Source organism: Patescibacteria group bacterium (assembly GCA_041662665.1).
GTDB lineage: Bacteria > Patescibacteriota > JABMPQ01 > JABMPQ01 > JAQVVF01 > JAQVVF01.
Map to the genome: position 1 here is coordinate 361,174 of JBAZSC010000001.1, position 14,061 is coordinate 375,234.

The window sequence follows — 14,061 nt, forward strand, 5'->3', positions numbered from 1 at the left end:
TAAGGCATTCGTGCGATTTGTAAGCATAAAAAAAGAGGTAAAAACCTCTATCTAAAAGAACGCTTAATTATGCTTTGAGTGCAACCTTCGCTAGTGCAATCGCTCCTTCTCTTGATTTCGCTACTACAATATGCCCATCTTTATGGCAGTTATCAGCATCAGCAACTCCAGTCAATTTGACCAAAGTTGAGCCGCGCTGTCCATGCCATGCTTTTGGCAAGTTTTTACGATAGCGTTTGCCAGTCCCATATCCAGCATTCACAACATGTACCATCCAGCCATTGTTAACGCGATGAACAACAAATTTGATCAGCGGTAATTCTTTAACAACTGATGACCAAGGCATCGGATCATTCAATACAACAATTCTTGGATCATCAGATTCAGGTACCGCTTTCAACACCAGCTCTTCAGCTCTGATGACGCCTGCAGCTCTTGCAATTGTCCTTTTTAGATAGACCTTGGCAAATTCCAAAGCTTCAAAAAAAGCAACATCTGGATCTCGATCATTTTCATCCCAAGCTGGATTATAATTATCAATCACATTTGAAATAGTGTGTGCAGAGATATCTTCCACTTTTCCTTGAAAAATCTTGTAGCCATTGTCCTGTGCATCAATTGGAATCACCAGCCACTTTTCTACAAGCTTAGCTACTTTTTCATTTCCATCACAAATTGCTACTCCAAACTTTTTCCAGACCAATCCAAAAGAAGCATAGGGCAGATGTGCGGTCACTTTCTTGCCAAACAATTTCCACATCAGCAAGTTGATAATATGCTTGAAAATCCAAGCAAACCGCAAGACTTTGAAAAAGCCTTCACGTATTCCAGCTCCGCCAAACATGTGATGATCAAAGTCGCCAGTATTTGGATCATTTTCGCCGCCGACATCAACTCGAAAATCAGCCTTTTCGTAAACTTCCTGATCGCGAGTCCGAAAAATTTGAATGATAAAGAGCAATGCCAATGCTGCACACGCAAACACATCATCAGCATGAAACCTTCCATTATGCGTTGCAACAACCTTATGTTCCTTCTCAATCATTTCCTCTTCCTCCTCTTCGTTTTCGCAGCTAATTAAAATATCAGAAAATAACTAAAATGTCAACTGAATGTAAAATATATTTGTGTTATTTGTGGCCTTAAGGCATTTGTGCATATTCGAGAGTATAAAAAATCAGCCGTTATTTCGACTGATCAACTCGGTTAAAGGACATTCCAAATGCGACTCTGTAGGCCGCGTACGCAGGTTCAAGGTACTCTCTTTCATCTGAACAAATATGTTGTTCACAACAAGTCAAGAAATAGTCAGCCTGTTTTTTGTCATGTCTCTTCGGCATTGTGAAAAAGTAGACAAAAGGCAGATACATTTCTGGCCTGCGTTTGTCATCATCAACCAGCATTTCCAAAGCTTGCAAAGTCCTCAGCATTTCAGATAGCTTTGATCTGCCAATTCTTGATTTCTCAAGATAGATGAACAGAAGATTAACAGAAATTGCAGCAATGATTTCAGTATCATCAAAGGCCTTGATTGCTTCTTTGCATGTTGTTGCAAGAACATCAAGCCTTGTTGCTTTCATTTCTGGATCCGGAAGATGAGCGATTGTATGCCGATGTTCTTTCAGATGTCCAAGAAATGCGCGTGTTGCCTGAATTGACTTTTCATCATCAACTCCAGCTTCGCGGCATTTTACCAAGTACTCGATTGCTTTCGCAAAAGTGCTTGGCTTTCTGGCATAGAAAAAGACAAAAGCTGCATAGATTCTTGGTGGAACTCTGACACTCAAACCTTCAGCTTTTGCAAGCAGTTCATGCATTTCTTTTGATTTATCATCTCTGAATTTCTTTGACCATTCCAGATAGACATACAACAATCCTTCTATGGCTTGAATCAAGAAAGTAGGCGAATCTTGTAGATAGCTGATCGCTTCCAAAAAGAGCATCTCAGCTTCAGCAAGCTTTAGTCTTTGTTCATCAAGATCTTCAATCTCTTTGACAGCTTTGCGTTGATGTTCAGCATAAGCAGAACAAGCAGTTCCAACAAAGCTCAAGGCCAGAGATCTATTTTCTTTGAACTGAACAAAGAAAATCAATGCATCAGCAAACTTGTCCTTGGCGATCATCACTTCAATGTAATCTTTCACCAGATAACCAACTTGTTTATTTTCACCATAATACTTCAGTAAGTGGGCAAGTTGAACTTGCGCTTTTTCAAAATCATCTTGAGCAAGATAGATTCTTGCCATCATGCAATTTGCCTGACAAGAGAAGGGATTGATTCTCAAGGCGTCTTCAGCGTATTGCCTTGCATCATCAAATCTCTTTTGCTCGAGGCAAGTCTTAGCCTGAATCAGATAGAAATCAGTATCTTCATCAGAATCGCTAAACAATGCAGTGAGTTCGCTGATTTTTGCATTTTCGCGATCAGGAAAGAATCTCATCAAATAGCTTAGCTTTGCCATCGCCTGATCTTTTTGACCAGATTTATGCAAAGCATGAATCTGAAGATTCATTGCCAAACCATTGCAAGGATCTTCTCCAAGAGCTTTTTCGCAATGAACTAATACACCAGCAAAATCATTCTGTCCTAAACAAGTCGCCGCTTTTGCACAAGAATCAGGTTCAAGTGTTGATGAATCACCAAGCAATTCAAGTAAATCACCAAGATTAAGATCTTCTGGCTCAGCCATTCTCTTCCTCCTCGTTTTTGCCTTTGACTTTCTGCTTTCTTTCTGTTATTCTGAATCTGGAAGTTATCAATTTTATCCGCGTGCAATCCGATAAATCCGCGTTATTCGAAAAGCTGATTTTAACGGATTACATGCGGATAAAACTGAAAAATTAGTTATTTTGTTAAGAGCAAGAAAAAAAGAGCACTAAACATTATATAATATAATTATTAATTTGTCAATTTAAACGTATGACACAAATAAAAATGGAAGACGTCAAAAAATTACGCGAAATGTGTGGAGCTGGTTTTATGGACTGCAAAAAAGCTCTAGATGAAGCAAACGGAAATTATAATGAAGCAGTAAAATTATTAAAGAAAAGAGGACAAGAGATCATGGCCAAAAAAGCTGGACGTGAAGCAACAGAAGGAATTATTGATTGCTATGTTCATGCTAATAAAAAAATTGGTTCAATGGTTGAAATCTTATGCGAAACAGATTTTGTCGCTAGAAATTCTGATTTTCAAGCTATGGCTCATGATATTGCAATTCAAGTTGCAGCTTCTAATCCAATTTGTGTTTCACCAAATGATGTTCCAGCAGAAAAGTTAGCTGAATTAAAAAAAGAATGGCAAGAAGAAATCAACAAAATGGGCAAGCCAAAAGAAATTGCAGATAAAATTATGGAAGGCAAAATTAAAAAATATTGTGAAGAAAACGCTTTAACAACTCAAGCCTTAGTTAAAGATCCAGAAAAAACTGTTCAAGAATTGTTGACTGAAACAACTGCAAAGTTGGGAGAAAAACTCGTGATAAAACGATTTGAACGTTTTGAAATATAAATTTAAAAATTAATAGTGTCATTCTGAGGCCTAAGCCGAAGAATCCCGTGATTGTTATCTGATTTACGGGATCCTTCACTGCGGTTCAGGATGACAGTATATTTTTCGTTATTACTTTTAAAACAAAATTATGTACAACAGAATAATGCTCAAATTATCTGGTGAATTAATGATGGGCAACAAGGATTTTGGTATTGATCAAAAAACAGTTAGTAAATATGCTTCTCAAATTGTTGAATTAGTAAAAATGGGCAAACAAGTGATTGTTGAAATTGGAGCTGGAAATATTTATCGAGGTAGAGAAGAAAAAGAAATGAAAAGAACAATTGCTGATAATTTAGGAATGTTAGGTAGTGTCATGAATGCAATAAATTTGCGAGAAGCTATTGATAAATTTGGCCATCAAGAAGCAAGAGCTTTGTCACAAATTTACATGCCATTTATTATTCAATATTACACTCCAGGAAAAGCAATTCATTATATGGATGAAAAAAAGATTGTTATTATGGGCGGAGGAACAGGAAATCAATTTTTTTCAACTGACACTGGAGCAGTACTTCATGGATTGCAAACAGGATGCGATGTTGTTTTAAAAGCAACAAATGTTGATGGTGTTTATAATTCTGATCCAAATGAAAATAAAGATGCAAAAAAATACGATACTCTTTCTTATGATGAAGTTTTGTCTAAAAAATTAGCAGTCATGGATCAAACAGCTTTTGCACTCGCTCGTGATAATGGATTGACAATCGTTGTTTTTAATGTTACAAAAGAAGGTAACTTGAAGAAAGCAGCAATGGGTGAGAAAATAGGAACGATTGTGAAGTAAATTAATATAATACGAATCTACAAATGGATGCTAATCTACGAAAATACGAATACGACAATTCGCATATTTGTAGATTAGCATAAAATTCGTAGATTCGTATTACATATATATGAAAATAATTGCAGGTATCAAATTTAATGTTTTAGACAAGATCTATAATTTTGACCAAAATAATATTATACTAAATAAGGGTGATAAGGTCATTGTTGAGACAGAACAAGGTACAGAAATTGGCACCGTTGTTTTTGCTAACAAAAATGTTGATGAAACAAAGCTTGAATTTGCTTTAAAGCCAATTTTAAGAAAAGCAACAACAACTGATACTGAAAAGCTTGATAATTATAAGATTAAGCAGGAAGAAGCTTTAAAAGTATGCAAAGAATTAGTTGGCAAACACAATTTAGATATGAAAATAGTTGCTGCTAATTATACTTTTGATGGTTCAAAAATAATTTTTTATTTTACTGCTGAAAGCAGAGTTGACTTCAGAGAATTAGTAAAAGACTTAACAAAAAAATTTCAAAAATCAATTCGCTTGCAACAAGTAGGATCCAGAGATGTTGCTGCAAAATGCGGCGGATGCGGAATGTGCGGTAAGGAATTATGTTGCACAAAATTCTTAAAAGATTTTGCTAGCATCACAACAGATATGGCACGAGAACAACAAATGGTTCAGCGAGGATCAGATAGAATTTCAGGTTGTTGCGGAAGATTATTATGTTGTTTAGCATACGAAACAGAATTATATCAAGATTTAGCTAAAGATTTTCCAACAGTTGGCAAAAGAGTTAGAACAAAACAAGGAGTTGGAACAGTTATTGGCAGAAATCTATTAACCAGAAATTTGGATATATTGCTTGATGATAAGACAAGAATATCAGTTAAGCTCCCGGAGAGATAATTTCTAATTATAAATTTCTAATTTCTATTAAATTCTTAATGAATTAATTTTCAAACCTAACGGCTAGTATAGACATTAGAAATTAATGCATTATTAATTTAATAAAAATTAGAAATTAGAAATTGAAAATTAATAACGATGTTTACATTGCAAACTTTAATTCCCGAAATAATTATTATTCTAGCCCTCGCTGGAATTATTATGATTGCTGCAAAAAAATTTCCAGAAGTAGCGAAAATTAAAGTTGAGAATAAAAATAAAGAAAAATCATTATTTCAAAAAGCGGGCAAGTCAATAATTGATTTTTCAGTAAGTGTAGCAAAAGCAGTTTTTGCTAGAATCGCTAATCTAAAAAATCTTAAAGATAAAATTAAAAAAGAAGAAAAAAAGGATGTTGATAATATCAGTAGACCAAGGCAAGAATTAAGAAAATTAATTCTCAATCGTCCAAAATCAAAACCGAAAGTTTTGCCAATTGCAAAAACGGAAACAAAATCTCCAATCAGTTTGCGTGCAAAAGCTGAGCTTTTGACTGGAAAAAAAGAATACAAAGAAGCAGAAAAAGTTTATTTAGAATTAATTAAAAAAGATCCAAGAGATATAGTTGCATATAAAGGTTTAGGAAAAATATATTTTATTCAACAGATTTTAAGCGATGCGCAATCAGCTTATGAGCAAGCCGTAAAATTAAATCCAGATGATTTGGAATCTCAGACTGAAATTTACAAAATCAGAAATTTAAAAAAGGATTTGTCAATTAGAGGAAGGAAATAAAATTTCATTCTGTCATCGCTGGTTAAATTTGTTGGTGTCAACAAATTTAACCAGCGAAGGATCCCATGATTTATTGCTGATTAATGGAATAATTGCGTAAACTTTTAACGGGCCGTTGTAGCTCAGTCGGCAGACCTGCCCGCCATCGCCCGAGCCATTGTAGCTCAGTTGGTAGAGCAATTCCATGGTAAGGAGTAGGTCACCGGTTCAATTCCGGTCAATGGCTCAGGCGAGGGCAGGCGGGGTAATTCCATGGTAAGGAGTAGGTCGGCGGTTCGATTCCGCCCAACGGCTTTGCCCACCGAAGTTTTGCAAAGCAAAACGAAGGAGGGCTTTGTCTTGATATTTTTTTAAAAAAAGATTAAAATATTAACAATTGGGTAGGTACCAAAGCGGTCAAATGGATCAGGCTGTAAACCTGATGCCCTCGGGCTTCGCAGGTTCGAACCCTGCCCTACCCAAACGTGAATTTAAATCGCCCTCTTAGTTCAGTGGCAGAACAGCAGTTTTGTAAACTGCATATGTCAGTTCGATTCTGACAGAGGGCTTTCGAAAATTACAAATGTCAAATTCCAAATTCCAAACAAATTACAAATCACAATATACAAAATCTTTGTAATTTGTTTGGAATTTGTTATTTGTAATTTTATTTAATCTCATGTCTCTTTTATCACAGGAGCTAATTAAATTAGGTCTATCTGACAAAGAAGCAAAAGTATATTTGGCTTCATTGGAATTAGGATATGACACAGTTTTAAATATTGCAAAAAAAGCAGGGATCAATCGACCAACTGCTTATTTTATTTTAGAGTCATTACAAAAAAAGGGGATTGTTACAACTTTTGAAAAAGATAAAAAAACTTATTTTGCATCCGAATCTCCTGACAAGTTAGTTACATTATTAAATCAGCAAAAAGAAGATCTTAATCAAAAGCAAAAAGAATTTGAAAATATTTTGCCAGAATTTAAAGCTTTATTTAATTTGCCAACAGAAAAACCAACTGTCAGATTCTTTGAAGGCAGGCAAGGATTGTTATCAATGCGCGAGGATTTTTTGAAAACTACAGACAAAAAAATTGAGGCAATGTATTGTCTAGATGATCTTAACAAAGTTTTTACTCCTGAAGAAAATGCAAAGTTTACAGACAGAAGAGCTGAAAAAAATATTGAAACTTTCGCTATATATACTTCAATCAATGGTCCAACAAAAAGACCAAAGGCTCCAGGTGAAAGACGTTTTATTCCTTTCGATAAATTTCCTGTGACTGCTGATATTACAATATATAATAATAAAGTTGCCATTGCATCTTTGAAAGGAAAGCTATCAGGAGTAATTATTGAAAATAAAGAAATTGCTAATACAGTACGTTCACTATTTTATTTAGGTTGGGAATCAGCCAAAAAAGTATAAGAACATGCTAGAAACTCGGTTTTCTATTAATCAAAAAAATAAACTTATTGTAAGTAAAAACAAGGTATAAAAAATAATCATTTAATTAAGATAAAACCGAGTTTCGCGTGAATTCAAAAATAGAAATGCGCAAAACAAATTTTACAAATGAATCATTTTATCATATCTACAATCGCGGTACTGAAAAACGCGATATTTTTTTGCAAAATTATGATTATTTTCAATTTATTAAATTATTAAGAAAATATAAAAATAATTTAGTTGAAATAATCTGCTATTGCTTAATGCCGAATCATTTTCATTTATTGCTAAAACAATTAAATAATAATGGAATCAGCAAGTTCATGCATTTATTAACAATAAGTTATGCAAAATATTTTAACAAAAAATATGATCATAGCGGAGTTTTATTTCAGGGAAAATTTAAAGATGTCCAGATTTTGAGCTATATTCAATTGCTAAATATTTCAAAATACATCCATATAAATCCAGCTAAAGATCAGAATATTTTATTAAAACAAAAAATAATTACATTAGAAAATTATCCTTGGTCTTCTTATAAAGATTATATAAATATCAGAAACGGAACATTATGTAATAAAACCGAAATAATAAATTGTGTAGAAGGTAATTTTGTAAAAGAGTATAAAGAATTAATAAAGGCACATTTGATGAATTATAATGAGAGAAATTTGGATAAATTAATACTTGAATGAGTGAAATAGAAACTCGGTTTTCTATTAATCAAAAAAATAAACTTAATGTAAGTAAGAACAAGGTATGAAAAATAATCATTTAATTAAGATAAAACCGAGTTTCATCATGTTGTAAATAATTGACACACGAAACTCGGTTTCTTCGGAAACCGAGTTTCAAAGAATGTGTTAATTTTCGCGCAAAATAAAACCGGGCAAAAGCTCGGTTAAGGGAACAAAGGGCAAAAAATCGATTCATCCAATTGGCGTTCATTTTATTGTCTTCTCCGTCAGGAGTTGGGGGAGTCGCTTGGCACTTATAACTGTTAACTTTCAACTGTTAACTAGTTTTCAGTCGCCCATGACGTCCTCCTCTACCAATGGGGTAGAGGTTAGCATCGCCATAGTTTCAGGCGCGCCTTCCTCGACCCAGGGAACCAAAGATCAAGATGATTTATAACAATGTATTATAGCAAGCCTGTAGTATTTGTCAATAGATTTGGACAATTTAGTGTAATTAGTAATGAGTAACTAGTAATTAGGCGAAAAAACTTGCAAAATTATTAATACCTGATATTATCAAAATTGTCAGTAATAATAGACAAAATAAGCTAAAATAGCTTGTTTTTATTTTGCCTTGTTTAAAGCAAAATATGTCAAAATATCGAAAAAGATAATAAATATTTGTAAAAACCTCTTGACATGATAAAAATAGAGTAATATAATGCAGAGTTCTAAGCTCAAACCAAGCTCATTCCAAAATGTCAATCAGAGCAAACTAGTTTAACAGTCTAACCAGTTTAGGTTAACCAGTCTAACTAGTCTAACCAGTTTAGGTTAACCAGTCTAACTAGTCTAACCAGTTTAACCGCATTTCCGTCTATTTATTAGAGGAGGTGAAATGGTCTCCAGGGAATAAATCTTTTCTTTAGTCCTTGCTGAGCCACTTCGGCCTCTAATAAATGGGCAGAATGAAATTTCCAATTACCAATTTCCAATTCACAATAAATTTTCAATAAGCAATTTTCAATGACGACAGTGACGATTTGAAAATTAGTAATTGGTCATTTATTGTAAATTGATAATTGGAAATTAGAGATATGTAATCAGTAACTAGTAATCAAAAAATTGATTCCTAAATACTGATTGCGTGCGAGAGGGGACCAAGAGTCCTCGAGGAGGAAAGGACAATGGCGAATTGCATCATCTGCCACCAGCGCGTTGCGAGCGGCGGTGACCGGCATGCCAAGGGGCAGTGTCCGGCGAAGAAGAAGGAGCGCGAGCAGAAGGAGAACGAGGTGCAGGCCGGCGATCTCGCGACCCCGGGTCGCGGAGACGTCGTGCCGCTGGCCGGCAAGACCAGCACCCAGCTCTCCAACAAGGGCAAGTCCCGGGGGTCCAAGTCGGGCTGAGCCTGACACGACCCACAAGACGAGCCCAAGTACTAGGTTCTAGTGTCGTTCCGTTTCATCCCCAAGTTCCCCAGATTTTTCTTCAGTTTTCCGCCAGTACCTTCCATGCCAGACTCTTGTCTGGCCCCACCTGAAATAATAATGATTACATTGTTATTTGAGGCGGTACATTAAAAAATGATCAATTTACAATTTTTCACCCTTCGGGTGACCACCCGCAGGGTGGCAATAAATTACCAATTACCAATTTTCAAAGCGACGATGGTCGTAATTGGAAATTGTTCATTGAAAATTTATTGGAAATTGCAAAATTGGTAATTGCCACCCTACGGGTGGTCACCCGAAGGGTGAGAAATTAGGGTTTGCGGTAAAGCAAAGATCTTAAAAAAGATTTTCGCCTTGCTGCAAAGTGCAGCCTATAGCAGAGAAGGAAAAGTAAACGATGAACGATCAGATGGACGCGGCGGACCGGCGGATCATGGACGAAACGACTGTTCGGCTCGAAGGCCGGCAGGTCAAGTCCAGCCAGGGAGCTGGTTCCAGGTCGGCAGAAGTGCCAATCTGGAAGATCCGCGCGAGCCGTCGTGCTCTCCCCGCCATGGCAGTCTACGGCGACTAGACCTACCCCCAACTCTTCAGTTTTCCGCTCGTACCCTCCTGTGGTCACTTTTCGTGGCCACCTCAGCTTAAGCAACGATGTGATCGTTGAGTAAGTAGAGAACGTTACAAAATTATCAATTTCCAATTTACAATTCTCAATAAATTTTCAATGAACGATTTCCAATGGCGATACTCGGTCTGAAAATTGAAAATTGGTAATTTATTGGAAATTGTAAAATTGATAATTGGAAATTAAATCTAGCTTTCAGCAGTTTGCCTCAAATTATTTTGAGACACACTATTGATAGCTACATCTCGTCCTTTCACCAACTGAAGCACACAAGGAGGAAAAATGCCAAGTAAAGACAAGCCAAGACATGTTTTTGTTAATTGCTTGTTTCATGAAAACGAAAGGCTTACAGTCACCAACAAGGATGGTGAATTAAAAGCCTGGGGATTTGATGGCGATGTAATAAGTATCATCTCGGAATCCATGTTGCTTAGCATATCGGGTTCCAATCTGCAACTTGATAAAAGAAAAAAAGCATTGTGTAGATATTTAAAGCTTTTCTTCAACGAAGGAAAACAACCTCCAGCAATTTGTTTTGAGCATGCAAGGAAGTTGGAATCTGTGTTGTTGCAAATGCGACGATTTCTTCCTAAGGAAAAAGCTAATGTCCAGATTTCTATGATTCCATATCAAGAAAGTCTGGATAAATGGGCAATCTGGGTAGCCGAAGTAAAAAGAAATAGAGATATTGAAGCTACGAGATTGTGGCGTGAGATTATTTCTAAGCATTTTCCAGATGATGAAAGTATTGCAGACGAGCAAGACGCAAAAGTGCTTGCTGATCGTCTGTCTTCTGAATGTGTTAGAGAATTATTTGATAAGATACGCAATACTGCACTTTACCGCAAATCAGAAAAATCTGAATTGCTGAAACAGATCGGATTGTACTTAGCAGAAAAAGCGTATGAAGAAGCAAAAATAAAACATGAAATAGATTCTTGGAAGTAGATGACTGCATTTTAACCTCTGTATGTTTCCAGTTTTTATCAAGTTTTTAATGAATAATTTGCAATAGTTTGAAAATTAATTCATTGAAAATTTAATAAAAATTAATAATTAGAAATTAAAAATTCGCTGTCAGCCTTTTGCCTCAAATCATTTGGAGACAAAAGATTGATAGCCTGTCCCGTACTATGTTTCTGGTGAATATAAAAAAACATTGATTACTTTAGGAATTTAATCAATGCAACAAACAATATTTATTAGATACTTAGTATGGGATTAATGCTAGAACACTGACAACTTGGAAGGTAAAAATAATAGTCAAAAGTGTTAACTGTTAAGTGTTAATGGTTAACTGTTTGAAGTTGGCACATCGCGGCCAGGCAAGGCCGCGTTCGCGCGCGAGTAGATTCCGCTTGTGTCAGAGGAGGAGAGCGACATGTCGACCAACTGCGAGCCGAAGAGCGTCAGCACCGTCAACACCGTCACCGAGGAGAAGGAGGTGAAGCCCGCCCGGGTGCGCAAGCCCCGGGTGAAGGTCGAGAAGGAAGAGCAGGAGCAGTTCAACGAGGATGGCACGAAGAAGGATGTGAAGGACGAGGCCCCGCCCAAGAAGCGGAGCCACCACAAGAAGGTCGAGAAGTCCGTCGCCGTCGAGACCGAGACCGCCGAGCCCGCCCCGCCCGCCGAGTCCACCCCCAAGGTGGCGTCGGTGGCGGTGGTCGAGCAGCCGGTCCAGGTCGCCCCGCCCGCCGCGCCCCAGCCCGAGCCCCCCAAGAAGGGCGAGGTCGAGGACGTCAACGAGGACGAGGACAAGGACGGCGAGAGCGAGGGTGAGGACGAGGAGCAGGAGACCAGCGAGGAGGCGCTGGAGGACGCCCAGATCAACGACCTGGAGTTCCAGAAGAAGATGAGCGAGCTCCCCCGGCACGAGCAGATCCGGCGGCAGAAGGCCCGCAACCGGGTCATCACGAGCAACCGGCGCAGCCGCAAGACGGCGGCGCAGGACAAGAACCGCGCGGAGCACAACGAGATGCGCGAGGCCGGGCGGCCGGAGGTGAAGATCACCATCCCGGACCCCCTGATCTGCAGCGCCCACGCCGGTGAAGTCCTGAAGCTCGAGGACGCCTACTCGCTGAACAGCAGCGTGGTCTACGAGCTGACCCAGGTGAGCCAGGAAGGCAAGACCGAGGCGCAGACCAAGATCCTGAAGTTCGTGGTGAGCAAGCTCGCTCCGCTGTTCCGGTTCAACTGCGAGACCATCCCGGCCTACTGCAAGACGGTGGTGGACGTGCTGGCGAAGAACATCGCGGCCGTCCAGCCCCTCATCGCGCACGAGAAGAAGGCGCGGTGGGAGAGCCGGATCGTCATGCCCTACGCGGCCGCGCTCCGGCACTTCGCCGAGAGCAAGGCCGCGGTCGAGGGCAAGCAGCAGAACGTCAAGGACCGGCAGAACAAGGAGGCGTGGGCCTGGTTCGACGAGAACATCGGCAAGTTTCACGCCGAGCTGGTCGGGCTGCGCAGCGTCGAGGAGATCGTCGGCAAGATCGACATCCTGAACGGCCTGAACGACAAGTGTCTCGACACCTTGCGCCACCACTTCCTCGAGACCCTGCCCGTGATGCGCTACAGCGAGCCCGGCAAGATGCTGGGTCAGCTGCTGCGCGAGCGGGGCAAGAAGTACGAGCAGGTGCAGATCGAGGAGCAGCGGGCCCGCAAGGCCGAGGCCGACGAGAAGCGCAGGAAGGAGGAAGAGAAGGCTCTGGCCGGGCTGGGCGAGCTCGAAGGGCTGTTCGGTGGCGAGGAGAAGCAGGGCGAGGAGCAGGACGAGGAGCCCAGCGAGCGTGACGAGAACGAGAAGCGGATCGGCAAGTGGCTGGAGAAGCTTGTCGGCGGGAAGATGCACAGCGCGGCCGGGCTGATGACGCCCAGCGCCCTGCGCGAGATCTTCGCCGCGGATCCGGGCGCCGAGGTCTACTCGGCCTGCCCGTTCAGCCAGCAGGCGCCGGGGACCCAGTACTCCACCTACGTGAACCGGAAGGGCGACAACGAGCCCCTCTTCGCGACGGTGACGGTCCCGACCCTCGTGGTCGAGACCGACGACGAGGGTCAACCGATCTGCGACGGCAAGGGGCGGCCCAAGCCGTGGATCAACCCCCGTACGAGCAAGACGCAGTACGAGGGGCAGATCGCGGTGCTGACGAAGCACGAGGCCCGCTGGGCCGCGTCGATCCGCATCCGCCAGATGGCCGAGGAGCAGGTGAACAACGGCCGGTACGACTCGCTGGAGGAGGCCATCAACGGCATCCATCAGGAAGTCAACCAGGCCAAGACCAACCTCTGGGCGGCCAAGAAGGAGTTCAACGAGGCCAAGGTCTCCGGCGACCAGAGCCGCATCGACGCGGCCGAGGAGCGCCTGAACCAGGCCAAGGAGGTCATGAACCATCTGAGCGACGACCGTCGTCCGTGGTACCAGGGGATGCTCGAGGGAAGCCTCGGTGTCCTCAAGTACTACGATCTCAAGAACACGGTCGAGATGCTCAACAAGCCCCGTGAAGAGCGGCCCGCCAAGCGCAACACGCGCGGCGGCGGGACCCACGGCAACTACGAGCAGGAGCAGTCCCAGGGCGCGAGCGCGGAAGAGCAGGAGGCCTTCTTCCGCAGCCAGAACAACCAGAGCTTCGCCAACAAGGCCCGCCAGGTCTGAACCTTCCAACAACCCGCCCCCGGGACAAGTCCAAGCTTTAAGCTTGTAACCTTGCTCCCTGGCGCGCGGCACACTACCATTCCAGTTCTTTCATTCCCGTTCCTTCAGAAGACCCTTACCGGTCTTCTTTTTTTTCACTAAGTTATCAGTTAACAGTTGAAAGTTATAAGTTACGTCAATTTACTCTTGCCATTTTTCAAGATTCCTGC

At 40.7% G+C, this 14,061-nt stretch carries 11 protein-coding genes and 3 tRNA genes; 12 read left to right on the plus strand and 2 right to left on the minus strand.

Annotation, left to right across the window (positions count from 1 at the left end):
* Positions 1 to 67: 67 nt before the first annotated feature.
* Together WC663_01865 and WC663_01870 are read right to left on the minus strand one after the other, a co-directional pair.
* A complete protein-coding gene (locus WC663_01865) occupies positions 68 to 1,045 on the minus strand; it encodes an MYG1 family protein (protein MFA6296076.1) in 978 nt (325 codons plus the stop codon).
* A 139-nt stretch (positions 1,046 to 1,184) separates the two neighbouring features.
* Entirely contained in the window at positions 1,185 to 2,690 is a 1,506-nt protein-coding gene (locus WC663_01870; GenBank protein ID MFA6296077.1) for a tetratricopeptide repeat protein, read from the minus strand.
* A gap of 230 nt (positions 2,691 to 2,920) precedes the next feature.
* Between WC663_01870 and tsf the strand changes: the two genes are divergently transcribed.
* The 12 genes from tsf (at position 2,921) to WC663_01930 (ending at position 13,852) form a co-directional block, all read left to right on the plus strand.
* Positions 2,921 to 3,511 carry an elongation factor Ts gene (gene tsf / locus WC663_01875; GenBank protein ID MFA6296078.1) on the plus strand — a complete coding sequence of 197 codons (591 nt, stop codon included), beginning with the start codon at positions 2,921 to 2,923 and terminating at the stop codon, positions 3,509 to 3,511.
* A 130-nt stretch (positions 3,512 to 3,641) separates the two neighbouring features.
* A complete protein-coding gene (gene pyrH, locus WC663_01880; GenBank protein ID MFA6296079.1) occupies positions 3,642 to 4,340 on the plus strand; it encodes a UMP kinase in 699 nt (232 codons plus the stop codon).
* Between the two features lie 109 nt (positions 4,341 to 4,449).
* Positions 4,450 to 5,241, plus strand: a complete 792-nt coding sequence (ricT, locus tag WC663_01885; protein MFA6296080.1) for a regulatory iron-sulfur-containing complex subunit RicT — start codon at positions 4,450 to 4,452, stop codon at positions 5,239 to 5,241.
* Between the two features lie 138 nt (positions 5,242 to 5,379).
* Positions 5,380 to 6,015 carry a hypothetical protein gene (locus WC663_01890; GenBank protein ID MFA6296081.1) on the plus strand — a complete coding sequence of 212 codons (636 nt, stop codon included), beginning with the start codon at positions 5,380 to 5,382 and terminating at the stop codon, positions 6,013 to 6,015.
* A gap of 153 nt (positions 6,016 to 6,168) precedes the next feature.
* Positions 6,169 to 6,241 (plus strand) — tRNA-Thr (locus WC663_01895).
* Between the two features lie 152 nt (positions 6,242 to 6,393).
* Positions 6,394 to 6,476, plus strand: a tRNA-Tyr gene (locus WC663_01900).
* 16 nt (positions 6,477 to 6,492) lie between these two features.
* Positions 6,493 to 6,563 (plus strand) — tRNA-Thr (locus WC663_01905).
* Between the two features lie 110 nt (positions 6,564 to 6,673).
* The gene (locus WC663_01910; GenBank protein MFA6296082.1) at positions 6,674 to 7,426 is read left to right on the plus strand and encodes a helix-turn-helix domain-containing protein; all 753 of its coding nucleotides are present in this window, start codon (positions 6,674 to 6,676) and stop codon (positions 7,424 to 7,426) included.
* 125 nt (positions 7,427 to 7,551) lie between these two features.
* Positions 7,552 to 8,142 carry a transposase gene (locus WC663_01915; protein ID MFA6296083.1) on the plus strand — a complete coding sequence of 197 codons (591 nt, stop codon included), beginning with the start codon at positions 7,552 to 7,554 and terminating at the stop codon, positions 8,140 to 8,142.
* A gap of 1,169 nt (positions 8,143 to 9,311) precedes the next feature.
* Positions 9,312 to 9,533: a hypothetical protein gene (locus tag WC663_01920; GenBank protein MFA6296084.1), complete on the plus strand. Its 222-nt coding sequence runs from the start codon at positions 9,312 to 9,314 to the stop codon at positions 9,531 to 9,533.
* Between the two features lie 952 nt (positions 9,534 to 10,485).
* Positions 10,486 to 11,151 (plus strand): hypothetical protein, encoded by a 666-nt coding sequence (locus tag WC663_01925; GenBank protein MFA6296085.1) that lies wholly within the window; start codon positions 10,486 to 10,488, stop codon positions 11,149 to 11,151.
* Between the two features lie 412 nt (positions 11,152 to 11,563).
* Positions 11,564 to 13,852 (plus strand): hypothetical protein, encoded by a 2,289-nt coding sequence (locus tag WC663_01930; protein ID MFA6296086.1) that lies wholly within the window; start codon positions 11,564 to 11,566, stop codon positions 13,850 to 13,852.
* Positions 13,853 to 14,061 lie beyond the last annotated feature (209 nt).

Coding starts and splice junctions, on each gene's coding strand:
- WC663_01920 (MFA6296084.1), top strand. CDS start 9,312: ATGGCGAATTGCATCATCTGCCACCAGCGCGTTGCGAGCGGCGGTGAC.
- WC663_01910 (MFA6296082.1), top strand. CDS start 6,674: ATGTCTCTTTTATCACAGGAGCTAATTAAATTAGGTCTATCTGACAAA.
- WC663_01870 (MFA6296077.1), bottom strand. CDS start 2,690: ATGGCTGAGCCAGAAGATCTTAATCTTGGTGATTTACTTGAATTGCTT.
- WC663_01925 (MFA6296085.1), top strand. CDS start 10,486: ATGCCAAGTAAAGACAAGCCAAGACATGTTTTTGTTAATTGCTTGTTT.
- ricT (MFA6296080.1), top strand. CDS start 4,450: ATGAAAATAATTGCAGGTATCAAATTTAATGTTTTAGACAAGATCTAT.
- tsf (MFA6296078.1), top strand. CDS start 2,921: ATGACACAAATAAAAATGGAAGACGTCAAAAAATTACGCGAAATGTGT.
- WC663_01865 (MFA6296076.1), bottom strand. CDS start 1,045: ATGATTGAGAAGGAACATAAGGTTGTTGCAACGCATAATGGAAGGTTT.
- WC663_01890 (MFA6296081.1), top strand. CDS start 5,380: ATGTTTACATTGCAAACTTTAATTCCCGAAATAATTATTATTCTAGCC.
- WC663_01915 (MFA6296083.1), top strand. CDS start 7,552: ATGCGCAAAACAAATTTTACAAATGAATCATTTTATCATATCTACAAT.
- pyrH (MFA6296079.1), top strand. CDS start 3,642: ATGTACAACAGAATAATGCTCAAATTATCTGGTGAATTAATGATGGGC.